This window comes from Taibaiella chishuiensis, from assembly GCF_003014535.1.
Taxonomy (GTDB): domain Bacteria; phylum Bacteroidota; class Bacteroidia; order Chitinophagales; family Chitinophagaceae; genus Taibaiella; species Taibaiella chishuiensis.
On sequence record NZ_PYGD01000003.1, the window covers coordinates 1 to 23,106 of the forward strand.

Here is a 23,106-nt window from a genome sequence, read left to right on the forward strand (position 1 = left end):
TATGGCCGATGGTACTGGTTAACTCCGGGAGAGTAGGTAGCCGCCATATTTATTGAAGCCCTTCGACGAAAGTCGAGGGGCTTTTTTTTGTGCCTTATACCCCAAACTGCAGCTTGCAAGTAGCAAGCATTTACCGGTCATTCGGGGTAGCAGGTATCAAGTATCAGGTATCAAGACCAGGGGAAGAAAAGTACCAAGAAGGAGTCGGTCATCCTGAGCGCTGCGAAGGATCTCATCAGTAGGCTGGCTTTGTCAAAGGATGCATGTTGCGCGTGTTATACTTATCGCTTACCAGCAGCTCCCCTCCCTCTGGTAAGATCCTTCGCGAGGCTCAGGATGACAAGCGGAGTAGCAGGTATCAAGTATCAGGTAGCAAGACCAGGAGTGTTTGAAGAAAAGTAGCAAGCGTTACCTGTTATCCTGAGCGCAGCGAAGGATCTCATCAGTAAGCCGGCTTTGTCAAAGGGCGCATGTTGCGCGAGTTGTACTTATCGCTTATTTGCCGTTCCTCTCCCTCCGTTAAGATCCTTCGCTGCGCTCAGGATGACAATCGGAGTAGCAGGTATCAAGTATCAGGTAGCAAGACCAGGAGTGTTTGAAGAAAAGTAGCGGGAAGGAGCCTGTCATGCTGAGCGCAGCGAAGGATCTCATCCGTAAGCCGGCTTTGTCTAAGGGCGCATGTTGCGCGAGTTGTACTTATCGCTTACTTGTAGTTCTCCTCCCTCCGGTAAGATCCTTCGCGAGGCTCAGGATGACAAGCGTCTTCCCTGATAGACTACTGCTCATTTTGCATTTTCCCCTCCCTCCATTAAGATCCTTCGCGAGGCTCAGGATGACGATCGTCTAACTCCTAATATCTAACATCTAACATCTAATATCTCAAATCTAATATCTAACATCCAATATCTAATATCTCAAACCTAATATCTCACATCTCAATACTCACATCTCAATACTCCCTCCTTCCTTCCACCAAACGGGCTTTTCAATAGACAAATTACGCGCTTAAACCACAGGAGGGTTTATATCTACTAATCAGCGGCATTGGTCATAAAGACCTATAACTCCGCATCATGACGTTGTTTCTTTGTAACACAAACAAAATAATGTTATGAAAAAACCAGCTTTAGTACTCGCCCTCCTTCTTTTTGCCTTCGCCGGCCACGCACAAAAAACAATCAGCGCCCAGAAAATAAAACTTATCGACAGCCTGCTTACCTACCTCTACCAGAACGATCGCTTTATGGGCTCGGTGGTGATAAGGCAGGATAATAAAACCATACTTAAAAAAGCCTATGGTATCATCGGTGACCGGAAAGGTAAGCCCATAGCGGCTAACGGCGATACCCGGTACCGTATCGGTTCGATCTCCAAAACCTATACGGCTGTAATGATTATGCAACTGGTAGAAGAAGGAAAGCTATCGCTGGACGATCGCCTTCAAAAGTTTTTTCCTGAAATACCCAATGCAGATAAAATAACCATAAGGCAATTACTGACGCACCAAAGCGGGCTCTACAATTATACCAATGACCTGCAATGGCGCAGCCAACGGCAATACGTATCGCAAAAAGAGCTGATCGCTGTCTTTGCGAAACAAAAGCCCGTATTCGAACCCGGCGCCAAAACAGAATATTGTAATACCAATTATATGCTCCTGGGCTACATCGTTGAGACAATTACCGGAAAGAACTTTAATGATAACCTGCAGTCCCGCATCGTCCGTAAACTGGGACTTCGTCATACCCTGCTACCAACAACTAATGTAAACCCCGCTAAGAACGAAGCGCTTTCTTTTAATTTCGATGAAAACAGTAAATGGCAATCCGAACCCGAAACACATGTAAGTTCCTGTGCCGGCGCCGGAGGGATATTGGCCACGCCTGAAGATGTAAGCATATTCCTGGAAGCACTGGTGCAAAACAAACTCCTGAAAGCGGCTACCGTACAGGAAATGTTGCCCCAACAGGGTAAAAATGATATAAACGGCGTCAACAGCTATGGTTATGGTATCCTGTCGCTTCCCTTTGGCACGGATCATACGGCATATGGCCATAGCGGGCATGTCGATGCTTTTCATACCATGAGCGGCTATTTCCCAGAAGATAAACTTTCGATGTCCCTGTTTGCAAACACAGAAGTGATGAATCTCAACCAGGTCGCCATTTACCTGTTAAGCATCCTGTTTGATAAAGCGTATACCTTCCCCGATTTTACCGAGGTGGCCGTGAGCGCTGCCGACCTGCAAGGTCTTACAGGCGTTTACACTACACCGCAACTCCCGATGGAAATCCGCGTAATGGAGCATAGTGGCCGGCTCTGGACACAGGCTACCAACCAGGATTCCGCTCGGCTGACCGCATTAAGCAAGGACAAGTTTGAATTTAAAGAGGCTGATCTTACCCTCAAATTTACCCGCGATGAAAAGGGGATGGCACAACAGGCAATACTGGCACAAGGTGGCGAAGAACTGAAGCTGAAGAGAAAGGACCCCAATGCGGCCAAACCCGCTGCTGTCGAGGTAAGCGAGGTGTTGTTGAATAGCTACGAAGGCGTATATAGTGCAGCCGCTTTCCCCATGAAGATAACGATCCTTAAACAGGGGACAAGCATTACGGCACAGGCAACAGGGCAGCCGGCTATCTTGCTGACGGCGATCAGCGATGCAGAATTTGAATTTGATACTATAGGCCTGAATATCCGGTTCAAGACAAACAGCGATGGCAAGACTACCGGCATGACGTTCACCCAGGGAGACAGTATCGAACTGGCAAAAGAATAACGAAACGGAAAACACGATAAAGCAAAGAAGATCCCCCGGACTATAGGCTCCGCGGGGATCTTCGCATATGAATGGGAAGATGAGCACCCGTAGCTATATCGCAACGGCAGCATCTATTTTGCCGGCTACCCGGACTTTATTATTTTAGAGGTCGCTATACAGGTGGCAACGTGCAACACGTTATCAATGCATCGCACTTCATCCTGCTTTAAACCCTGGAAACGATGAATAAAACTAAAACGTATGCAGTACTGGCAGCCTTGTTTGCCTCGGCCTGCAACAACCAACACACTATGCAACATGAACCTTACCAATGGCCGGATGTCAAAGCACCGGTAGCCACCGTCAAGCCTAAAGATGTTGGCATGTTCGGCGATAAGCGGATCGATAACTATTACTGGATGGCTGATTATTTTTTTAAAGGCCCCGACAGCAATGCCGTAGTCGATTACCTTAAAGCCGAAAACGCGTATACCGATACCATGATGGCCGGCACGAAAACCTTACGGGATAAGCTTTTCAAAGAAATGAAAAAGCGGATCAAGGAAGAAGATGAGAGTGTGCCTTATTTTCATAACGGCTACTTTTATTATACCCGTACCATCGCAGGGAAAGAGTATTATTTACTTTGCCGTAAAAAACAGAGCCTCGAAGCTCCCGAGGAAATCCTGCTCGATGTCAATAAAATGGCGGAAGGACATGCCTATTTTGATATCTCCAATGCAAGTATAAGCCCCGATAATAAACTGTTGCTGTATGGCGTGGATACCGTGAGCAGGCGGCAATATACCTTACACATCAAAGACCTGGTAACCGGCGAACTGAAGACCGACCAGGTAAAGGATACCGACGGATCGGGCGAATGGGCCAACGACAGTAAAACGATTTATTATGTTGCCAATAACCCGGTAACCCTGTTTTCGGAAAAGATTATGAAACACCGGCTGGGCAGCACTACACCGGATGAACTGGTCTACGAGGAAAAAGATAAATCGAACTATATCGGCATTTCCAAAACCAAGTCGGAGCGTTTCCTGTTTATCTATTCTTCGGCCACGATGTCTTCCGAGATCCGTTATGCCGATGCCAATGCGGCCGACCCTGTTTTCCAGGTGTTCCAGCCGCGGATGAAGGATGTATTGTATGATATCGAAGACCAGGGCAACCGCTTCCTGGTGCGTACCAATAAAGATGCGCGCAACTTCCGCTTGATGGAAACACCGCTGGACCAGACAGGCGTTGCACACTGGAAAGATATAGTGCCGGCACGCGAAGATGTACTGCTGGAAGATGTGCAGGGCTTCAAAGATTTCATTGCTTTGTCGGAAAGAAAGAACGGCCTGATCCAGATCCATATTATCAATACGACAAAACATACCGAACATTACCTGGACTTCGGGGAGCCTGTATATACCGCCTATCCATCGGTCAACCCCGATTATAACAGCGGCAAACTGCGTTATGGTTATACCTCGTTGACCACACCTTCGTCGACTTTCGACTACGATATGGAGACCAAACAGAAAACATTGCTGAAAGAACAGGTAATTGTGGGCGGTTATAATAAGCAGGATTATGTTACCGAACGCCTGTGGGCTACAGCCCAGGATGGTACCAGGGTTCCGGTATCGCTGGTATATAAAAAAGGATTTAAGAAAGACGGGAAACAACCCTTACTGTTGTACGCCTATGGTAGTTACGGATCCAGTACCAATGCCAGCTTTAGTTCGGCCAGGTTAAGCCTGCTCGATCGCGGTTTTTGTTTTGCCATAGCGCATGTACGCGGGGGCGAAGACATGGGCCGGCATTGGTACGAGGATGGCCGGCAGATGAAGAAGAAGAATACCTTTACCGACTTTATCGATTGCGCCGAATTCCTTATTGCGCAGCAGTACACCAGTAAAGAGCATCTCTATATCAACGGGGGCAGTGCCGGAGGTTTATTAATGGGTGTGGTTGTCAATATGCGGCCCGATCTCTGGCATGGCGTAGTAGCCGACGTGCCTTTTGTCGATGTGGTTACGACCATGCTCGACGAACGGATTCCACTTACCACCAACGAATTTGACGAGTGGGGCAATCCCAAGAACAAGGATGCTTATGATTACATGAAGTCCTATTCGCCGGTCGATAACGTGACCCCGAAGGCTTATCCCAACCTGCTCGTCACTACAGGCCTGCACGACAGCCAGGTACAGTATTTCGAACCGGCTAAGTGGGTGGCCAAATTAAGGGTAAACAATACCGGTAAAAATGTGATCCTGCTCAAAACCAATATGGACTTCGGTCATGGCGGTGCGTCCGGCCGTTTCGATTACCTGAAGGAGATTGCACTTACCGATGCGTTTTTCCTCGCTTTGGAAGGGATCAAAGAATAAGGGGAAACCAGTAGTTTAATAAGTACAAGGGTATGGCCGCATTACCGGTCATACCCTTTTTTATAGATTAATCCGTACCCTCTTTCCGGAATTTAGGCAGGCTTACATTGAACTTAACGGCGATGATGCGGATCAGCAGGATGGCCAGGCCCGAGAGCAGGAAACTCACGGTGCGGTCGCAATCGAAATAATGGAGCAGCAGGTAACAGAAGGCCCCGGCAAGACAAGCCGTCGCATAGATCTCTTTGTGGAACAACACGGGCGTCTCGTTGGTCAGTACATCGCGGATCACGCCGCCCATAATCGCAGAGAACATACCCATTATCGCCGCGATCAGCGGGTTAACGCCGAGCAGCAAAGCCTTTTCCGTACCGATAATCGTAAAGAGCGCGATCCCGAACGTGTCGAAAATAAATAAGGTCTTACGCAGCTTTTGCAGCTGGTTGTAAAATAAACTGGCCAGCAGTACGCCGGCAAATATGGCGTAGAGAAAACGTACATCGCCGATCCATACCAGGGGATAACTGCCCAGCAACATATCGCGGATACTACCACCACCGATGGCCGTGATAAACCCGATAAAGGTAACGCCAAACCAATCCGGCTGCGATTTCTGGTTGGCCGCCAGGGCACCGGATATGGCAAAAAAAGCGGTGCCGGCAAGCTCAAAAATATACTGGATCTGCATAAAGTAAAGTGCTGCTGAATTACAGGAGGTATTCCCGGCACAAACTTAATCACAAAAACGAATAAAGTAAAAGATATACTGATGACATATTCCGTATATCTTTATATCTTTAACGAATATTTCCCCCTTGTTTACGTTTATATATATGGCCGCCGATCCTTTGGGTTCAACGGCTATTTTTAACCCTATGGCTACAAAAAAATATTTATGGCGCCTGGCGGTATGCTGCCTGGTCCTGTGTGCTGCCTGTAATTTTAGTGCAGGTATCAAGCACGATATGAAGAGCGGACTCACGGTAACGAATACGGGCCTTAGTTTCGATAATTATAAATTGCTGTGTAATGGTGCTGCCGTTGCAGATGACGAATGGCGCCAGGGCGAAACCATGAAGGTGCAGCTTTCGGGTATCAAAGGCTTTACCAGCGACAGGGGCCGCGTTTTCCCGACCATAAGCATCCGGATCCTGGATGGAGCCGGCGCCGTAAAAGTAAAGCTCGACAACCTGGAAGACGAAACGTTTTCAGAAGGCATTAGCCCCGAAAAAGCCGAAGCCCTGTATGGTCAATATACCCTTGGCCAGGAGCTGGAGATCGGTAAAGAGTATAAGCTTGAAGTACATATCGGGGACAAAAAGGGCAAAGGTGAAATTACGGCCTCCAGGAAATTTAAAATCGCTCCCTTACAACAGAACGACCTGGCGATACATGCTTCGGGACTCAGTTATAAATCCGTTTATTTTGTGGGCAGGAATGGCCGTAATGCCAACGAAGCCTTGCTGGGCGGCCGTATAGGCGTTATGGTCAACGGGCTCAGTGGTCTGAAGGAGGTTGATGGCAAAGTGTTCCCGGGCGCCGAGATCATCGTCTACGACAAGAGCGGCGAAGAAAAATTTCATTCAGAAGACGTATTTAAAGATCCCAAAGGCAGTAACCCGGCCGAGGCAGCAGAGCGCATCAGTGTTTACATTACGCTTACGAAAGCGGAACTTAACGGTAACGAGAGTAAATGGGTATTCCGTGTATGGGACAAAAAGAGCGATGCCTACCTCGAAGCCGATATCCTGCTCAAACTTGTTCAAAAATAAAAGGCATCAAAGCATCAAATTATAACCCCTATCCTCTAACCCAATTGTTATGGAACCGAAAACCGGTAAGACAGAAGTTGCGTCCGGGCGGCAGCATCAGAGCAGGTTGTGCCAGTTCAAACCCGACCCGGGCAGGGTACGGAAGTTTGACATCTATTGCCGTGCCTATCGCGTTACTTACCAGATCCTGGCCCTTATATCCTTGTTCTGTATCGTCGCTGCCGTATCTGCTTTTACTGCCAGGCATTGGATCGCCGCGGGTATCATTACGGTAGTTACCGCCTTACCCTTATCGCTGCTGTTCCTGTACTGGCGGCTCATGCGGCGTAAGACTTACGAAAAAGGTTTGCTCATTCCCGGTATGATCGCTTCGCTGCAACCGCTTACCCTGATCGCGCTTGCCGACATGCGGTCGGAAGAGACCCTGTATAATACACCACAATGGGGCTGTAAGAAAATAGAACCCGGCAACCTGCCGCTGCATACGCTGCAGGTCGGCGAAAAGGTGCCTTGCATCGCTGTTTTCGATGTTACAGACAGCGACCTGCGCAGTAATTTTGAGCCCCGTCCTGTAAGCTGGGCCACTGCCGATCATCACAATATCGATCAGGCGGTACGGCTTATCGATCCCGAAGAATGGATCCTGCTGTACGAAGTGATCGACCGCGAAATGGCGGTCAGCCAAACTGAAGTAACCCTGCTCTGCGACGAAAGCAGCGACATGCGCGCATTTGGGTAAGAGAACCTTGTTATTCCCGGTTTAACGATCCTGAAATAAATTCCTAAAAGAAGAACCGGGATGCTGCTTTTTCGGAATTTCTGATTAAGTTCGTTATAAATTATAACGTCTGAAACCTGGTATTATGATCATCAAATTAACCTTGTCGCTGCCGGAACACAATACGCTCATCGAAGGCTATCATGAGCTTTTTTCCGAAACCGTACTCTACGAACTAAGCTGGGATTGCCCGGCTTTGCCTGGCGTAGGCGATTTTATCCATGGCGAGTTGATCAACCCTTTGCTGGCCGGCAAGGTCAACAACCGGGATTACCTGCCGCCTAAATGGCATGTAACCGATAAACTGTGGCGCTCGGCCGAAGGTAAGGTAGTACCGGTACTGGCAGCCGTTGGCCGTTTCGATTGATAAACCGGCGCCCGGGGGGCATTAAAATAACAGAGCGGAGATCCATACAGGTCTCCGCTCTTCTGTTTTTTTATTGCCGGTATTTATCCTCAGGGTGTGTATTTCTTGAAGATAGAGCTGGCCGTATGCCCGCCGAAACCGAAGGTGTTATTCAGTACATAAGTGAGCGGCTGTTGTACCGAAGCGCCGCGTATGATGTTGAGGCCTTCCGGTATATGTTCATCCAGTTCGGTAACATTGATGGTAGCCGGTATGGTATCGTGTTGCAGCGCCAGGATGCAGATCAGGCTTTCTACAGCGCCGGCTGCACCCAGGAGGTGGCCCGTCATGGATTTTGTAGCTGAAATAGCCACCGGGTGATCGCCGAATACTTTTTTAACGCCCAGCAGTTCGCTTACATCGCCCAGTTCGGTAGAGGTAGCATGTGCGTTTACATAGTCGACCTGGTCGGCGGTAATACCCGCGTCCTTCAGGGCTTTGGTCATACCCAGGTAAGCGCCGAGGCCATCGGGGTGCGTACCGGTTAAGTGATAGGCGTCGGCAGCCATGCCACCGCCCACCAGTTCGGCGTAGATCTTCGCGCCGCGTTGCAGGGCATGTTCCAGCTCTTCGAGGATCAGTGCGCCTGCGCCTTCGCCGGCTACAAAGCCATCCCTCGTTTTATCGAAAGGCCTGGATGCACCTTCTGGGTCGTCGTTGCGTTTAGACAGGGCCTGGGCGGCATTGAAGCCACCGATAGAAGAAGGTGTAATCGCCGCTTCGCTACCCCCGGCTACCATAATAGAGGCTTTGCCGGTACGGATGGTGTCGAATGCATTGATGATGGCCGTGTTGGAAGAGGCGCATGCCGATACCGTAGCGTAGTTGGGGCCATAGAGCTTGTTGCGGATCGAGATCACGCCTGCAGCGATGTCCACGATCATTTTCGGGATCAGGTACGGGCTGAAGCGCGGTGTGCCGTCGCCGAGGTGGTACTCCTTCAATTGTTCTTCGAAGGTGCCGATACCACCGTTGCCCGAAGCCCAGATCACGCCTACTTCATAGCGTTCTTCTTCAGGCATGGCCGCGAAATCCAGTCCCGCATCTTTAATCGCCTGGTCGCTCGCTGCGATGGCGTATTGGGTATAAAGATCATACTTCTTGATCTCTTTCTTTTCGATATAATCTGTTGCTTCAAATCCTTTAACCTCGCAACCGAATTTAGTCTTGAATTTCGAGGTGTCGAATTTCGTCAGGGGGGCAGCGCCGCTTTTCCCGGCCACGATATTGTTCCAAAATTCTTCGACAGAATTCCCTAATGGAGTAATGGCTCCAAGTCCTGTAATAACTACTCGTTTCATAAAAAGCATTAATGAGCCGCTAAAATTACTTGATTTTTACATACCACTGTATGATCAGGCAGCAATATTAGTGGTTTTTGCTTCATAATGTACCAACCGGTATATTATGAAGCAAAGAGTAAAAACTTAAGCGCGGGTGTTCATCGCATCGAAAGCCGCGTCCGGCGCGGTACGCAGCAATTCATAGATATGAGCCGTTGCCCCGGTATGTATTTCAAATCGGTCTTCCTGCAGGGCCTGCAACAGGTCGTCGGCTACCACCGAAGGCTGTATGCCATTGGCGCCGCCGATTTCCTGCGAAAAGTCGGTATTGACCAGGGGCGGCATCAGCTCAAATACTTTAACGGGCGTACCGGCAAGGCTGAAACGCAGCGATTGGCTATAGGAATGCAGGGCGGCTTTACTGGCCGAATAGGTAGAGACCCGGTTACCGGGCACGAATGCAGTAATAGAGGATACATTGACGATAGCGGCTTGCTCCTGTTGCAGCAGTAAAGGGAGCAGCAATTCGTTGAGCCGGATCACGGCGATATAATTGGTCAGCATCTCGGCTTCGGCTTTGCCTGCAGCATCCTGGCCGCCGGCCAGGTCGTAAGCATAGGCATGACCGGCATTGTTGATCACCATATTGAGCTGCGGAAATTCCTGCTGCAACCGGGTGGCCAGGGCTTGCGCCGCCTGCGGATCGGCACTGTTGCTTTGTATCGCCGTTACATGTTGCAGCCGGGCTGCAGCCTGTTCCAGCCTTTCTTTATTCCTGCCGGTAATAATTACCTGGTTGCCTTGGGCAATAAGCGCCTGTGCCAGGGCAAAACCGATGCCTGCAGAGCCTCCGGTTATGAGCACGGTATTCTTGGAACTGTTCATTGTTTTATTGTTTATAAAATGAAATACAAAAAAGAGGGGAGCGGTTTAACGGAGTATCATACAGGTACTGGTACCGTGTGCATATACCGTACCTGTCTCATCCGCCAATGTGGCTTCGGTAAGCGCGGTTCTTTTACCGGCATGTATGATCCTGCCTGTAGCCTTCAGTATACCTGTTTTAATCGTAATGGCCTTCAGAAAATTGACCTTGATCTCGAGTGTGGTATAGCCGGCGCCGGCTTCCAGCGTGCTGTGCAGCGCGCAGCCCATGGCCGAGTCGAGCATGGCGGTTATCACGCCGCCATGTACCGTACCGATAGGGTTATAATGAAACTCCTGTGGTTGAAAGCTAAATACCGCCTGCCCCTCGCGCACGCCTTCCACTTTAAAGTCGAGGGTATGTAATAAGGGCGGAAAGTCGATCGTACCGGCGCTCATAGCGTCCAGGTAGGCTTGCCCTGGCATATTGCGGGCCTGTGTAGCGCCTTCCATGGGGTCGCTCCAGGTAAAGGTTCTGCTTCTTTGCATGTTGGTTTATTTTACGGCTGACCGGTTTCAGGAAAGATTTTCGATGATCATGGAAGATGCGCCACCGCCGCCGTTGCATATGGCTGCGAGACCATAACGGCCGCCTTCCTGGCGCAGTGCGGATACAAGCGTGGTGAGGATACGGGCACCGGAAGCGCCTATGGGATGGCCTATGGCCACAGCGCCGCCGTATACATTCACTTTATCCGGGTCGAGGCCGAGAATCTGTTGGTTGGCCAGAATCACCGCCGCATAAGCTTCGTTCAGTTCTACCAGGTCTATATCCCCGAGGTTAAGCCCTGCACGTTGCAATACTTTGGGAATGGCCAGCGCAGGCGTTGTGGTAAACCATTCGGGCGCCTGTGCCGCATCGGCATAAGCCACGATACGGGCCAGGGGCTTCAATCCCAGTTCCTGTACCTTTTCGCCGGATACCAGTAACAGGGCCGCCGCGCCATCGTTCAGGTTGCTGGCATTGGCAGCAGTAATGGTGCCGCCGGCTTCGAAGGCGGGAGCCAGTTTGCCGATCTTTTCGGGTACGAGTTTATAAATGTCTTCATCTTCAGTAACCAGCTTGTCGCCTTGTTTGCCGGGCAGTGCTACGGCTGTGATCTCTGCGGCAAATTTGCCGGCAGCGGTGGCATCCTGGGCTTTGCGATAGGTCGATAAGGCATAGGCATCCTGCGCTTCCCGGCTCAGCTGGTACTTGCGGGCGGCAAGCTCTGCTGCATTACCCATATGGAAGTCTTTGTACACATCCCATAAGCCGTCTTTGATCATGCCGTCTACCATTTGGGTAGGGCCGTATTTATGCCCTTTGCGCATATACAGGTAGTGCGGACTGTTGCTCATACTTTCCATGCCGCCGGCCATTACGATGCCCGACAGGCCCAGCTGGATCTGCTGTGCGCCGATAGCAGCGGCTTTAAGTCCCGAAGAGCATACTTTGTTGATGGTGGTGGCATCGGTAGCATCGGGGATGCCGGCAAAGATTGCCGCTTGCCGGGCAGGCGCCTGGCCCAGGTTGGCGGAGAGTACATTGCCCATATACACTTCGTCGATCAGGGCAGGGTCGATGCCTGCAGCGGTATAAGCTGCTTCGATGGCGATAGCGCCCAATTGGGTGGCCGAAAGGTGGGCGAGGCTGCCCATAAGACCGCCTACCGGTGTACGTTTGGCGGAAACGATGAATACTTCTTTCATAAGATAATCAATAATGAAGGTTCTCAATAAGTATAGCGGTACCCTGGCCTGCACCCACGCACATGGCTGCAATGCCGTACCTGGCTTTACGGCGTTGCAGTTCGAGCGCCAGGTGTCCCGTGATGCGGCTGCCCGAATTGCCCAGGGGATGCCCGATAGCGATCGCACCGCCGTTTACATTTACGCGCTGCGGATCGATACCTAAGGTAGTGATGCTATAGAGCACCTGTACGGCAAAGGCTTCGTTGATCTCGAATAGATCGATATCGTTGATGGAAAGCCCGGTTTGGGCTAAAAGTTTTTCGATAGCCGGTACAGGCCCCGTACCCATAAAGTCGGGATGTACCCCCACGCTCGTGGCGCCGGCAATACGGGCCAGTGGCCGGAGGCCATAGTCCTGCAGGGCTTGTGCAGTGCCGATCAGCAGGGCAGAGGCGCCATCGTTCAAACCGGCGGCATTACCGGCGGTTACCGTGCCGGGCGTACGGAAGGAAGGTTTCAAAGCAGCCAGTTTTTCAAGGGAGGTATCGGGTCTTACGTTCTCGTCTTTAGGTGCGCCGGCATCCTTGTACCTTAAGCCCGGCAGGTCGATCAGCTCGGCGGTAAACTTGCCGGCACGGTGCGCCTCCATATAGCGGTTATGCGATAGTAATGCGAAGGCGTCCTGGTCTTCCCGGTTAATGTGCCAGCGTTCTGCTATGTTTTCCGCCGTTTCGCCCATAGCAATGGGAGCGTATTGTCCGGCCAGTGCAGGATTATAAAAACGTGCGCCCAGGCTGGTATCCGAAAATTCCAGACCGCGGTCAAAAGGCTTTGTGGCTTTGCTGATCACGTAAGGCGCCCGGCTCATGCTTTCTACACCACCGGCCAGCACTATCGCTGTGAGGCCACTACTGAGCAGGGTATACGCATTGATCACGGCCTGCATTCCGGAAGCGCATAAGCGGTTTACTGTGTATGCCGGTACCGTTACCGGCATACCGGCCAGCAGGCTGGCAAACCTGGCTATATTGCGATTGTCTTCGCCGGCCTGGTTGGCACAGCCCAGGATTACCTCGTCGATCTTACCGGCCGGCAGGCCAGGGTTGCGGTCCAGTAAGGCTTTTAGCGTTGCGGCTGCGAGGTCGTCGGGACGGATGTTACTCAGCAAGCCCCCGTATTTGCCTACCGGCGTTCTCTGGAAATCTGCAATTAACGCGTCTTTCATATTTTATACCGATTGGTATATTTTTGTTTAAAAAAATATCAGAACAGGTCCGTAATCATTTTTTCAATGGAGCCGATGATCAGCTTGCGGTAATGGGATTGGCCCATCAGGTTAGAGATCATGGTCATACCTTCGAGCATGGCCATAATGGCCAGCGCATGCTGCTCGGGATCTACCGTTACCTTTACTTCCCCGTTGCTGATTCCCTTCTCGATCAGGCGTACAATGGTCCGTTTCCAGTATACAATGGCATCCTGGGCTCTCTTCTTCAGGGCGGGGTGGGTATCGTCAGCTTCCACCGCGGTGTTCAGGATCGGGCAACCGCCGTCAGGAAAGGGATACAGGTGTATATTACCGTATACCCTGGGGTAAACCAGCAGCTTTTCCCGGATGCTGTTGCTCTTCAGCATTTCCCGGCGCAGGATATCCTTTACCCGCCCCAGGTTATAGTCGAAAACGGCAAGCGCCACATCGTCCTTCCCGTCGAAATTGCCATATATACTACCTTTCGTCAGGCTGGTAGCCGCAGTAATATCCTGTAACGAGGTACCCGCATACCCCTTCTTATTAAAGATGGAGGCGGTTTGCTCGATGATAAACTGTTTGGTACGTTCGGCCTTGTTCATGCGCTGCTGTTTCTTGATGTAAAATTATACCAATTGGTATAATTAAAAAAATATACTTTTTATCCCCGTATCGATTTTGCATATATCCCAAAAAAAGCAGCCGGGAATTCGGTTCCCGGCTGCTTTATCGTAAATGGGCTGTGTATGGGTTTATAACGACCGTATAGGACTGCCGGTCCATACCGTGCCTTCGCTCAGTTTTTCGCCTTTCATAACCAGGGAGAGTGGCTCCAGTTTTACATCGTCGCCGATTTCGCTATCGTAGAGGATAATGCTGCGTGCACCGATGCTGCAGCGTGCGCCTATCTTTACGCCACCCACTTTCATCACGCGGTCTTCGAAAAGGTGGGTCTGTGGCCCGCAATCTTCGTTCAGCGCCGCATCGTCACCGATCTCTACCATATCCTGTTCGGTAATATCGGTAGTATTGAGCCATACCCGTTTGCCGGTTTTGACGCCGAACAGGCGCAGGCAGAGAGGTAACAGGGGCGTGCCGCGCATGTATTCCAGCAGGAAAGGTACGGCCAGGGCCTCATAGGTAGTGGTAATGGCCTCGCTGCGCCATACCTTATGCGTCCACATGGGTTTTTGCTCTTTACGATAGCGGCCTATGGTCAGCCATTTCAGTAGCACGGTTACGAACAGTGCAGGTAGTCCCATATAGAGCAGGTAGTAAAAAGGTAGTTTGGGTAACTGGCCCAGTATATGGCCCAGGTTTTTATCCTTGACCAGGTCGTGGCAATAGGCAACGAACAGTACGCTGCAACAGATGATCACGGTTTCGGGCAGGATAACGCGGATGCCTTCTATAATGGCCCTTGCAAACCTGCGTCCTACCGATGGCGTGGTGGTCAGCGATGCGGGATAGCTGCCACTGTCCTGCCGCCGCGGCAGGGCGATAGCGGGAGAACCGAACCAGTCGCGGGCATCGCTCTGGCTCAGCTGGTCGGCATCGGGTGGTATGGACAATACGCCGATAAGCATACCATCGCCCAGCCGGTAACCCTGGGGTACCAGGGCGCTGTTGCCCACAAAGCTGCTGTTGCCGATCTTCGTTTCTTCCAGGATCAGGCGCTGGCCGCGTATATCTTCTTCGCCGAGCGATACGGCATCGGCGATAAAGGATTCGTTGCCGATCTCCAGCATTGTATGCGTTACATTACTGGCGGTAGAGATCTCGGTATTCTTGCCGATGCGTGCACCCAGCAGGCGGAAGAAGGAGGAGATATAAACCGTGGCATAGATGGGGTGCAGTACGATCAGCGAAACCGAGATCAGCTGGTCGGAAAGCCATTTGCGTACATAAACGCTGCTGTACACGGGATAGGTGCCGGGCTTTATATTGCGCAGCAGTAACCGGGACAGCACGACGGTCTCCAGTGCATAGATCGCGATATAGATAATTGTGAGGAAAGGAACGTGGATAAAATAATTAAAGTTATAGTCCGGCGATTGCAGGTCCAGGTAGTTCAGGATCTTGATAACGGGCACCAGTGGTACCAGCACGACGATGGGGAATACCAGGAGCAGGATGCTGAACAGCAGGCCATAATTTCTTCTTGTAGCTGCCGACACGCGTAAAGGCTGTACGAGCTCTTCAACGGTGCGCGTGTTTATTTTTTCGGCAGGGCAGCCTTTCCAGATCTCCCGTTCTCCGATAACCTGCCCGGCCTGTAAGTGGCTCAGGTCCTGTATTTCACCCCAGTCTTCGACTACCGTACCACCGGATAATACAACGCTGCTGCCGATATAGGCATTGTCGCCCACGCGAATGCGGCGCAGCTTCAGCAGGCCGTTCTCTACGAAGGCGTTGTTGAATACGACCTGCGAACTGATGCTTACATTACGGCCTACCTCGAGCAGGTCTTCAGCGCCTACGGTAGCGGAACTGAGCTGTGCATCGCTGGCGATCCGGGTACCCATCATGCGGAGATACAAAGGGTAGAGAGGCGTGCCGTTCATAAACTGTGCCGGCACGAGTCTTTGTATGGTATTGACCAGCCAGAAGCGGAAGTAGAACCAACCCCATAGCGGGTGGTCGCCTTCTTTAACGCGGCCCAGGATCAGCCATTTACAGGCAATGCTCATGAGCGAAAACAACGGCGGGATCACGCAGAAGAGGCCCAGGGCAACCAATAGCGCCCAGCCTTCGTGACCGGTGCCCGATTCGGTACCGGCTACTACGTAATAGTAACCCAGGTAGGGCACAAAGATCTGGATGGCAAAAAGGCCATAAATAACCAGCAGGGAAAATGCCTGGGCCAGGCCGCAAAGCCAGTACCGCAGCGAGGGTACTTTATGGAATATTTCTTGCTGTTCCCCGGCCTGTTTCCTGGCCGCTTTTTCTTCGGCCCGTTCCCAGGCCTGGATCAGGCTGCCTACAGGGCGGTAGGTATAGATATCTTTAAGCGAGGCCTGGGGCATACCGGCCTCCTTGCGCAACCAGGATGCGAAGGTGGCTGCCAGCAGCGAATGCCCGCCCAGGTCATTAAAAAAGTCGGATGCGGTAGTGACCTCCCGGCCGGGAAATAGTTGTTGCAGACCGGCCATAACCTTTACCGATACAGGATCAGAGGGGCTTATGGCAACGGCTTCCGTGGCAATGCTGTGCTGCAGGGCATCCGGCACGGGCAGCGACTTACGGTCGATTTTGCCACTCGGCAGGCGGGGCATTTTATCGAGGGTAACGATGACCAGGGGCACCATATACGGCGGCAATACTTTAGCCAGTGCGGTGCGGGCTACCTGGTCGTCGAAAGCCGTACCGGCTTTCAGGCTTACATATCCCACCAATTGGTCCTGTTGCTGCGCATCTTTTTTAAGGGCTACCGCCGCAGCCGATACGGCTTCCAGTTCGTTCAGCCGCGATTCGATCTCACCCAGTTCGATACGGTATCCGCGCAGCTTTACCTGGTCGTCGAGGCGGCCGTGAAAGTCTACGCTGCCATCGGCCTGCATCACCACGGCATCGCCGGTAAGGTAGATGCGGTCGCCGGGCAGGGCGGCCAGTGTGGCCGGTTTATCCAGGAATTTTTCGCGTGTAAGATCCGGCCGGTTTACATAACCATTGCATACTCCCGGGCCTGAGATGATCAGTTCGCCCTGCTGACCTACCGGCAGGATATTGAACTGTTCGTCTATAACGGCCAGGTTATAGTTGGGCAGCGGGTTGCCGATGGTAATGCGTTCGGCGGGTTCCAGGGCGATCATTGTTGCGGTTACCGTGGTTTCGGTAGGACCGTAACTGTTGAAGAACCGGTTTTGGCCCGGTTTGCTCCAGCGGTTCAATACCGGCGTGGTACAGGCCTCGCCCCCGGCATTGACCAGGCGCAGGCTGGGTATATTGTCATCCATAACGGCCAGCAGGCTGGGCACGGCGTGGAGTATCGTTATCTGTTCGCGGCGCAGCACGTCGCTCAGCTCGTCTATCGATTTTGCCGTAGTGGCATCTGCAACCCAAAGCGTAGCGCCGGCTGCAAGGCTGATCCATACTTCTTCGCACCACATGTCGAAGGATACCGAAAAACCCTGGTATACTTTATCGGTGGATTGAATGTCCAGTACGCTTTGTTCCGAGCGCACCAAGTGGCAGATCTGCCTGTGGGTAATCGGAATGCCCTTGGGCTTGCCCGTACTGCCCGAGGTGTATAACACATAGGCATCGCCATCGGGCGTGGCCAGCGGTACAAAGGGCGCTTCACCTGCTGCCGGGCGGAAGGCCGGTACCGGGAATACCGGGCAGGGCACTTCGGGTAAGCCATCGCTGAAGCAGGCTGCAGCACCGACTTCCGCCAATACGATCTGAACCCTTTCGGCGGGCATCTCGCGGTCGAGGGGCACATAAGCCGCACCGGATTTAACGATGCCGAGTATCAGGGCATGCAATTGGGGCCCACGGCTCAGCCATACGCCTATAGCCTGCCCGGGGCCTATACCCTGGGTATGGATAAAGGCGGCCACCTGGTCGCTCCAGGTATCCAGCTGGCTGTAGCTGATCTGTTCCGCCCCGAAAATGAGGGCGGTCTTATCTGGATATAATTGTGCGGAGGCGCGGTAAATCGTGGCAATGGTTTCTTCCCGGCTGTATTCCGGATGAACGGACCCCTGTAACAGGCTCTGGGTTATCATACTTGTTTCTTATATAGCTGGCGTAAATGTATCATTATTTTTTTTACTCTTTAAAGCCCTTGCTATAATTTATTGGTTAAGTTGCTTGTTAAAGATGATGCCGGCATTGCTCCGCGGTCTTTTGTTATAAATTAGCTAAAAGCCGGGCTGCAGCATGCTCCTGGCGGGTATTTGCGCCTTACCTGCTTATTTTTACAGCCGCTTAATCATTTGCTCATTTTTTATTAAACCCTTGTATATATGAATTTTAAGACTACCTGCGCCGTATTGGGTATTACCGCTGCTGCTGCCTTCAGTTCCTGTGGCTCCTCTTCAACCGGTGATGCGGCTAAAACAGCCGATACACCAGGCACAGCGGCCAACGCTACTGCTGCCAAATCCGAAACCGTACAGGACGAGAAGATTTATCCCTTTATGCTGGGCGGTATCTATTTCTTTAATGGTTATGGCGGTCCTGATCGGGTATTCAACCAGATGATCAAACCCGAAGTACATAAGCAACCGGGCGAAGCCGGTTTTGTACCTGAGCTGGAAACGGCCTACGTCAAATACTTTGTATTTCCTTTTAAGAAAGAAGACGATCCTGGTGGCGCCGAAGCCCGCGCTACGCTTAAGGAATGGTGGGATATTAAAAATAAAGAGGAGTTGGAAAAATCGCTGAACTGGTTGCTGAACGAAGGGCACCAGGAGGTGTATACCGCTTACCACAAGGCATTGGAAGAAAACGGCGGCAATACTGCCGATATCGGTAAGATCGACCTGAAAAAATACGCCCTGGATAAGGGTAAAGAAACAACCGCGAGGCTCCAGGTGGTTAAGGATAACTATGCCGCTTTCAGTAAGGCCGGTATCAAAGCCTGGGACCTGGCACGGTATGTCAATAATATCTGTATTGCTTTTCAGGCTGATTACCTGAGCAGCGACGAAGCTATTGTATGGCTGAGCAAAGCCACGCCGGTAGCCCGCCAGCACTATGATAACTGGGATACCTATTTCAAGGATTTCAACCTGGGACGCCTGTTCTGGACCGGTGGTAAAAAAGACGGCAACGATTTCAACAGTGTCGCCAGCGCCATGCAACAGGGTGATTACAGCCTGTATAAATACCTTGCATTTAAATAGACGTACAAAATCCTTAATAACACAGCCCGCATGTTTTTCATGCGGGCTGTGTTATGATTACCGGGATGCCGGTGTGGTGCCTACTGCTTTTTTACGGTAGGGAAATTATAGGGAAACTTAGGATTTTTATAGGCCTTCAATTGCTCAAATGTAAGCAGGAAGGCCTCTTCGCAGGCCCGCATGGCGCGGCCAAAGATGGGAGTAAAGGAGATGCCTTCTTCCCCGAACTCCCAGGAGGGGTAATCCCATATTTCCGTGTCGGTATAATCACATTGATCTTCCTCCTCTTCTTTGGGTTTTTCAAAACCCTGCGCCTGCGTCATCAGCTCCAGCATTTTGGGCGCAAAAAAATTATTCCTGTAGTCACTGAAGCGGTCAAACCCGCCCCGGGCTTCGGAAACCGCCGAGGTATCGAAGGCGAGTATATCATCCAGGTCGAATTGCTTGCCGGTATTAAGCTCCAGCAGGTAGCCCTGGCCGCCGAAGTCGGGATGCGCGCCGCCGCAAAACCAGGACGAAAAAATACGGAAACCCAGCAGGTGTTCGTCGAGGTAGCTGATATTGACTGTAAAGTCGATACTGCCTCCCGAAAAACCGCTACAGCTCATCTGGTTCATCGCTTCGGTCAGTTGTATCTCGTCCAGCAAAGGATTGATCTTTTTCAACTGCTCCGGGCTAAAACCGTTACCCAGCCTGAACAGGCTCATGTCCGATGCTTTCTCCCGGAACCATACGAACTCTTTGTTCTTGTACCGGATTACCGAATCCCTTACCAGCAACAGGTTTGAGGCCCGCAGGTATTCATAAGGATCGGAGAGGCCTTCGTTGTCGCTGTTCTTTACAAAAGCAGGTACGGTGCGCACATCTGTTTTACGAAGCGGCTGTAGCTTAACGGGCAGCTTCTTATTGCCTGCCGACCAGGTGCCGGTAAAGGAGTGGTCGGCCTGTTCGTTGAGGTCGAAGGTCTCCCGGGGCTCTGTACCATACTCGGAGGTACGCAGTATATAATGTTTTCCATCCCTGCTGCCCTCCAGTACGATGTCTTTAAGCATCTTTTTATAATAGTAACGGGTATCGCCGCAGTCGGTATCGTTATAACAGGAGATGCGCATGGCGACCGGGTAGGCGCCAATGGTGCCGTGCAGGTAGGCATACTCCTGGGCCCGCCCGGGCAGGGCCAGCAGCAGGAGGCAACAGATCATGCCGGTTTTCGTAAAGAGGGACATAGGTTTATGTTTATCGTATAACAAAGATAGCGCCTGTACGGGTCTATGCTTTATCAGGGGCATAAAAAAAGCGGTACTGCAGGGCAGTACCGCGTATATTATTTGCTTGCTTACTGGCAATCGGGGAGTTGTTCCCGCGTGGTATTTTTCAGGTAACCTTCGGGCATAGCAGGATCGAATTGATCGCTGAAGATCAGGTTGTTTCTCAAAACCCCTTTGGGTACGCATTGCAGCCGGTAAGCGGAGCCACAGCGGGCTATGCGGTTGCCGGCAGCCGATACCGCTTCCACCGCATAATGGATAATAGTATATTGCGTTCCTGATTTGGAAAGCCCGTCCCATCCTTTACCGCGTTCCGATGTTTGGAACAGCACATTGCCCTGGTTGTCGTAGACCGTGAAGTTGATATGGGTAACGGAACTGTACAAGGGCACGAAGATGTCGTTCAGCCCGTCGCCGTTGGGCGTAAAGGCATTGGGCACAAAGAGCCTGGCGTTATCTCCTGCAGGCAGCTCCTGCTCCTGCAGGTTGCATTTCCAGGAAGGGAGAAAGTCGTCGTCTTTATTGCAACGGGAAAAGAGGAATAGTGTGATTACAAGCAGCGTTGTGAGTTGTATTGCCGGGCGCATAAAAGCATAATTTATTGCTGGCGCAATATTAGTAAAAATATACGTTGAAAAATCCCGTTGAAAAATAATTGACTTAAATATGATATGGGAAATATTTTTACAAAGAAACAGGGCGCAGTATTTTTTTGAAAGCGGTAATAAACAAGGTGCTTACCTGTTTTTGTTTACCTTTGAAACCGGATGCCCCTGCAGCAGGAAAAGGCAATTACCCCCTATATTACCACGCTTTATGATCAATTTTGAATTTGAAGCAGACTATGTGCTCGAGAACGAAAGGGCACTGCTTTGCCCGTTGAATAGCCAGGATTATGACCGCTTGCTGCCCTTCTCCCTGCAGGAGCCGGAGTTGTGGCAATTTTCGCTGGTGCAGGCTTCGGGCGCAGCGCAATTGCGCAACTATATCGACCTGGCGCTTGCGGCCCGGAAAGCGCAAAAAGAGTATCCCTTTATTATTTATGATAAACGGGAAAAAGCTTATGCCGGCACCAGCCGTTTTTACGACATACAACTAACGCAAAAATGCCTGCAATTGGGTTATACCTGGTATGGGCGTGCCTTCCAGGGCACCGGGCTCAATAAGCATTGTAAATTCCTGCTGTTGCAATTTGCTTTCGAACAAATGGGAATAGAACGTGTTGAATTCCGTGCCGACAGTCGCAATGAAAAAAGCATAGCGGCGATGAAAAGCATAGGTTGTACACTGGAAGGCGTTTTGCGCAGTAATGGCTTTACCGCGGAAGGTACGCGCCGGGATAGTACGGTGCTGAGTATATTGAAAGCAGAATGGCATAGCGTTGTAAAAGAACGCTTGCAACATAAAATGAACTAACCTGCCCGGCGACCCGGGGAACTAAAATATAATGAACATGGAAAAAAAAGTGCACTATGCTACTGTATCGCAGGCTATAGAGCAACTGCGCCAGCAAGGCTTTGATCACGATTTTAATATCGAGGGGGATTGCATTATCTGTGCCACCGATAAGATTCATGCCGACGATTTCGAGATCGTGGATATTTACCGTTACGAGGGCAATACCGATCCGGGAGATGAAGCAACCGTATATGCGATCGCATCCAAGGCAGGGTTGAAAGGTATCCTGGTAGCAGGTTACGGCATGTCTGCCGATATGTTCTCTACCGCTATACTGGAAAAGCTGCGGATGCGCTGATCCGGATAGAACAAGGATAAAACTAAAGCTTTCGCGGGTCTGCAATGTTCCCGCCCGCGAAAGCGATATGGTTATTCGATAGCGCACTGGTAGGTAACACCCAGCGACGATTGCTTTTTGTTACATTCATCTTCCGCAGCATTTTTTGTTTTTTCGCGGACAGAATAACGATTCGTTTCTGTACCGTTTACCCGGCATACACAATCATAATCTTTATTACAGGAGGCGCCTAACAATCCCGTGGCAGCAAGTATGGCGGTAACAATTACGGTCCTTTTCATAATCTGTATGTTTTGTTGTCTGGTAGGTCAACAGATCATGCATATTTTTTGTTGATGCCGCAATTGGTAAAAAAAAATTAATAACCAGGCAGGAGTCATGTATACCAGTTGGTTAGCACGACCAGGAACAGAAAAAAATTACCGGATTATGCCTGATTTTTTTGGAAATTTAAAAATGATGTTTACTTTTGCACTCCTCAAATGACGGTACATACCGCCAGGATGAAGGGAAAGGCCACTTTAGCTCAGTTGGTAGAGCAACTGATTTGTAATCAGTAGGTCGCTGGTTCGAATCCGGCAAGTGGCTCAGAAAAAAGCAAAGCAATCGCTTTGCTTTTTTTGTTTTAGGGCCTTTTGCTTGTTTGGGGATCAAGCGGGAGCCGTTGGGGAATTTCGGATCAAGCGGAAAAGTTGGGGGACTCTGCGATACTTACCCTGATTTTTTTATTCTTCTTTGTCTTAATACAAAGAAGCAAAAATCAAGACTGTAGAAAAAGTGCTAAAAATGCCTTGTACACCTAAAAGAAATAAGTCCGGGCAGTAGTAAAAAATGGACGAAGGAATGACAAGCGAACTAAAGTACAGGGCCAGACTGTGGGAACTGTATTTCTTTCTATACGGTGTCCTGTAGCATTTATTCGCTGTATTTTTATTTTCTCATTGGTGCTCATGAGCGCTACGCGGTTTATTGACGCCCTTTTTC

At 50.8% G+C, this 23,106-nt stretch carries 19 protein-coding genes and 1 tRNA gene; 9 read left to right on the forward strand and 11 right to left on the reverse strand.

The window, feature by feature from the left end; translation table 11 throughout:
• Positions 1-1,111 precede the first annotated feature (1,111 nt).
• Together B0I18_RS10255 and B0I18_RS10260 are read left to right on the forward strand one after the other, a co-directional pair.
• Positions 1,112-2,782 carry a serine hydrolase domain-containing protein gene (locus B0I18_RS10255; RefSeq protein ID WP_106522620.1) on the forward strand — a complete coding sequence of 557 codons (1,671 nt, stop codon included), beginning with the start codon at positions 1,112-1,114 and terminating at the stop codon, positions 2,780-2,782.
• Positions 2,783-3,006: 224 nt separating this feature from the next.
• The gene (locus B0I18_RS10260; protein WP_106522621.1) at positions 3,007-5,160 is read left to right on the forward strand and encodes a S9 family peptidase; all 2,154 of its coding nucleotides are present in this window, start codon (positions 3,007-3,009) and stop codon (positions 5,158-5,160) included.
• Positions 5,161-5,227: 67 nt separating this feature from the next.
• Here the strand turns inward: B0I18_RS10260 and B0I18_RS10265 are convergent, their stop codons facing one another.
• Entirely contained in the window at positions 5,228-5,848 is a 621-nt protein-coding gene (locus B0I18_RS10265) for a trimeric intracellular cation channel family protein (RefSeq protein WP_106522622.1), read from the reverse strand.
• A gap of 187 nt (positions 5,849-6,035) precedes the next feature.
• Between B0I18_RS10265 and B0I18_RS10270 the strand changes: the two genes are divergently transcribed.
• The 3 genes from B0I18_RS10270 to B0I18_RS10280 all read left to right on the forward strand — a co-directional run bounded on the left by B0I18_RS10270 (position 6,036) and on the right by B0I18_RS10280 (position 8,077).
• Positions 6,036-6,932 (forward strand): hypothetical protein, encoded by an 897-nt coding sequence (locus B0I18_RS10270; protein ID WP_146146712.1) that lies wholly within the window; start codon positions 6,036-6,038, stop codon positions 6,930-6,932.
• A 49-nt stretch (positions 6,933-6,981) separates the two neighbouring features.
• The gene (locus tag B0I18_RS10275) at positions 6,982-7,671 is read left to right on the forward strand and encodes a DUF3239 domain-containing protein (protein WP_106522624.1); all 690 of its coding nucleotides are present in this window, start codon (positions 6,982-6,984) and stop codon (positions 7,669-7,671) included.
• Positions 7,672-7,795: 124 nt separating this feature from the next.
• Positions 7,796-8,077 carry a hypothetical protein gene (locus tag B0I18_RS10280; RefSeq protein ID WP_106522625.1) on the forward strand — a complete coding sequence of 94 codons (282 nt, stop codon included), beginning with the start codon at positions 7,796-7,798 and terminating at the stop codon, positions 8,075-8,077.
• A gap of 89 nt (positions 8,078-8,166) precedes the next feature.
• Here B0I18_RS10280 and fabF read toward each other — a convergent pair whose 3' ends face one another.
• From fabF to B0I18_RS10315, 7 genes are all read right to left on the reverse strand, one after another.
• A complete protein-coding gene (gene fabF, locus B0I18_RS10285) occupies positions 8,167-9,417 on the reverse strand; it encodes a beta-ketoacyl-ACP synthase II (RefSeq protein WP_106522973.1) in 1,251 nt (416 codons plus the stop codon).
• A gap of 126 nt (positions 9,418-9,543) precedes the next feature.
• The gene (locus B0I18_RS10290; RefSeq protein ID WP_106522626.1) at positions 9,544-10,284 is read right to left on the reverse strand and encodes an SDR family oxidoreductase; all 741 of its coding nucleotides are present in this window, start codon (positions 10,282-10,284) and stop codon (positions 9,544-9,546) included.
• A gap of 45 nt (positions 10,285-10,329) precedes the next feature.
• Positions 10,330-10,812, reverse strand: coding sequence for a PaaI family thioesterase (locus tag B0I18_RS10295; protein WP_106522627.1), 483 nt, complete (start codon positions 10,810-10,812; stop codon positions 10,330-10,332).
• A gap of 27 nt (positions 10,813-10,839) precedes the next feature.
• Positions 10,840-12,015, reverse strand: a complete 1,176-nt coding sequence (locus tag B0I18_RS10300; protein WP_106522628.1) for an acetyl-CoA C-acyltransferase — start codon at positions 12,013-12,015, stop codon at positions 10,840-10,842.
• A 7-nt stretch (positions 12,016-12,022) separates the two neighbouring features.
• Positions 12,023-13,222 (reverse strand): thiolase family protein, encoded by a 1,200-nt coding sequence (locus B0I18_RS10305; RefSeq protein WP_106522629.1) that lies wholly within the window; start codon positions 13,220-13,222, stop codon positions 12,023-12,025.
• Positions 13,223-13,260: 38 nt separating this feature from the next.
• Positions 13,261-13,848, reverse strand: a complete 588-nt coding sequence (locus tag B0I18_RS10310; protein ID WP_106522630.1) for a TetR/AcrR family transcriptional regulator — start codon at positions 13,846-13,848, stop codon at positions 13,261-13,263.
• Positions 13,849-13,998: 150 nt separating this feature from the next.
• Positions 13,999-17,976: a Pls/PosA family non-ribosomal peptide synthetase gene (locus B0I18_RS10315; RefSeq protein ID WP_106522631.1), complete on the reverse strand. Its 3,978-nt coding sequence runs from the start codon at positions 17,974-17,976 to the stop codon at positions 13,999-14,001.
• 240 nt (positions 17,977-18,216) lie between these two features.
• Between B0I18_RS10315 and B0I18_RS10320 the strand changes: the two genes are divergently transcribed.
• Positions 18,217-19,098 carry a DUF1266 domain-containing protein gene (locus B0I18_RS10320; protein ID WP_106522632.1) on the forward strand — a complete coding sequence of 294 codons (882 nt, stop codon included), beginning with the start codon at positions 18,217-18,219 and terminating at the stop codon, positions 19,096-19,098.
• Positions 19,099-19,178: 80 nt separating this feature from the next.
• Here B0I18_RS10320 and B0I18_RS10325 read toward each other — a convergent pair whose 3' ends face one another.
• Both B0I18_RS10325 and B0I18_RS10330 read right to left on the reverse strand, forming a co-directional pair.
• Positions 19,179-20,324 (reverse strand): hypothetical protein, encoded by a 1,146-nt coding sequence (locus B0I18_RS10325; RefSeq protein ID WP_146146713.1) that lies wholly within the window; start codon positions 20,322-20,324, stop codon positions 19,179-19,181.
• Between the two features lie 110 nt (positions 20,325-20,434).
• A complete protein-coding gene (locus B0I18_RS10330; protein WP_106522634.1) occupies positions 20,435-20,953 on the reverse strand; it encodes a T9SS type B sorting domain-containing protein in 519 nt (172 codons plus the stop codon).
• 229 nt (positions 20,954-21,182) lie between these two features.
• Here B0I18_RS10330 and B0I18_RS10335 point away from each other — a divergent pair, with 229 nt between their 5' ends.
• A complete protein-coding gene (locus B0I18_RS10335) occupies positions 21,183-21,782 on the forward strand; it encodes a GNAT family N-acetyltransferase (protein WP_106522974.1) in 600 nt (199 codons plus the stop codon).
• Between the two features lie 37 nt (positions 21,783-21,819).
• Positions 21,820-22,122 (forward strand): hypothetical protein, encoded by a 303-nt coding sequence (locus tag B0I18_RS10340; protein WP_106522635.1) that lies wholly within the window; start codon positions 21,820-21,822, stop codon positions 22,120-22,122.
• Between the two features lie 71 nt (positions 22,123-22,193).
• On the opposite strand, the gene B0I18_RS10345 is transcribed toward B0I18_RS10340, so the two are convergent.
• Positions 22,194-22,403 carry a hypothetical protein gene (locus B0I18_RS10345; RefSeq protein WP_106522636.1) on the reverse strand — a complete coding sequence of 70 codons (210 nt, stop codon included), beginning with the start codon at positions 22,401-22,403 and terminating at the stop codon, positions 22,194-22,196.
• A 234-nt stretch (positions 22,404-22,637) separates the two neighbouring features.
• On the opposite strand from B0I18_RS10345, the gene B0I18_RS10350 reads away from it, so the two are divergent.
• Positions 22,638-22,710, forward strand: a tRNA-Thr gene (locus B0I18_RS10350).
• Positions 22,711-23,106: the final 396 nt, after the last annotated feature.

Bases quoted from the DNA above. Each gene is read 5' to 3' on its own strand.
- B0I18_RS10255 (WP_106522620.1), top strand. From the start codon at position 1,112: ATGAAAAAACCAGCTTTAGTACTCGCCCTCCTTCTTTTTGCCTTCGCC.
- B0I18_RS10295 (WP_106522627.1), bottom strand. From the start codon at position 10,812: ATGCAAAGAAGCAGAACCTTTACCTGGAGCGACCCCATGGAAGGCGCT.
- B0I18_RS10330 (WP_106522634.1), bottom strand. From the start codon at position 20,953: ATGCGCCCGGCAATACAACTCACAACGCTGCTTGTAATCACACTATTC.
- B0I18_RS10265 (WP_106522622.1), bottom strand. From the start codon at position 5,848: ATGCAGATCCAGTATATTTTTGAGCTTGCCGGCACCGCTTTTTTTGCC.
- B0I18_RS10345 (WP_106522636.1), bottom strand. From the start codon at position 22,403: ATGAAAAGGACCGTAATTGTTACCGCCATACTTGCTGCCACGGGATTG.
- B0I18_RS10260 (WP_106522621.1), top strand. From the start codon at position 3,007: ATGAATAAAACTAAAACGTATGCAGTACTGGCAGCCTTGTTTGCCTCG.
- B0I18_RS10270 (WP_146146712.1), top strand. From the start codon at position 6,036: ATGGCTACAAAAAAATATTTATGGCGCCTGGCGGTATGCTGCCTGGTC.
- B0I18_RS10335 (WP_106522974.1), top strand. From the start codon at position 21,183: ATGATCAATTTTGAATTTGAAGCAGACTATGTGCTCGAGAACGAAAGG.
- B0I18_RS10290 (WP_106522626.1), bottom strand. From the start codon at position 10,284: ATGAACAGTTCCAAGAATACCGTGCTCATAACCGGAGGCTCTGCAGGC.
- B0I18_RS10280 (WP_106522625.1), top strand. From the start codon at position 7,796: ATGATCATCAAATTAACCTTGTCGCTGCCGGAACACAATACGCTCATC.
- B0I18_RS10275 (WP_106522624.1), top strand. From the start codon at position 6,982: ATGGAACCGAAAACCGGTAAGACAGAAGTTGCGTCCGGGCGGCAGCAT.
- B0I18_RS10305 (WP_106522629.1), bottom strand. From the start codon at position 13,222: ATGAAAGACGCGTTAATTGCAGATTTCCAGAGAACGCCGGTAGGCAAA.
- B0I18_RS10315 (WP_106522631.1), bottom strand. From the start codon at position 17,976: ATGATAACCCAGAGCCTGTTACAGGGGTCCGTTCATCCGGAATACAGC.
- B0I18_RS10320 (WP_106522632.1), top strand. From the start codon at position 18,217: ATGAATTTTAAGACTACCTGCGCCGTATTGGGTATTACCGCTGCTGCT.
- fabF (WP_106522973.1), bottom strand. From the start codon at position 9,417: ATGAAACGAGTAGTTATTACAGGACTTGGAGCCATTACTCCATTAGGG.
- B0I18_RS10300 (WP_106522628.1), bottom strand. From the start codon at position 12,015: ATGAAAGAAGTATTCATCGTTTCCGCCAAACGTACACCGGTAGGCGGT.
- B0I18_RS10325 (WP_146146713.1), bottom strand. From the start codon at position 20,324: ATGTCCCTCTTTACGAAAACCGGCATGATCTGTTGCCTCCTGCTGCTG.
- B0I18_RS10310 (WP_106522630.1), bottom strand. From the start codon at position 13,848: ATGAACAAGGCCGAACGTACCAAACAGTTTATCATCGAGCAAACCGCC.
- B0I18_RS10340 (WP_106522635.1), top strand. From the start codon at position 21,820: ATGGAAAAAAAAGTGCACTATGCTACTGTATCGCAGGCTATAGAGCAA.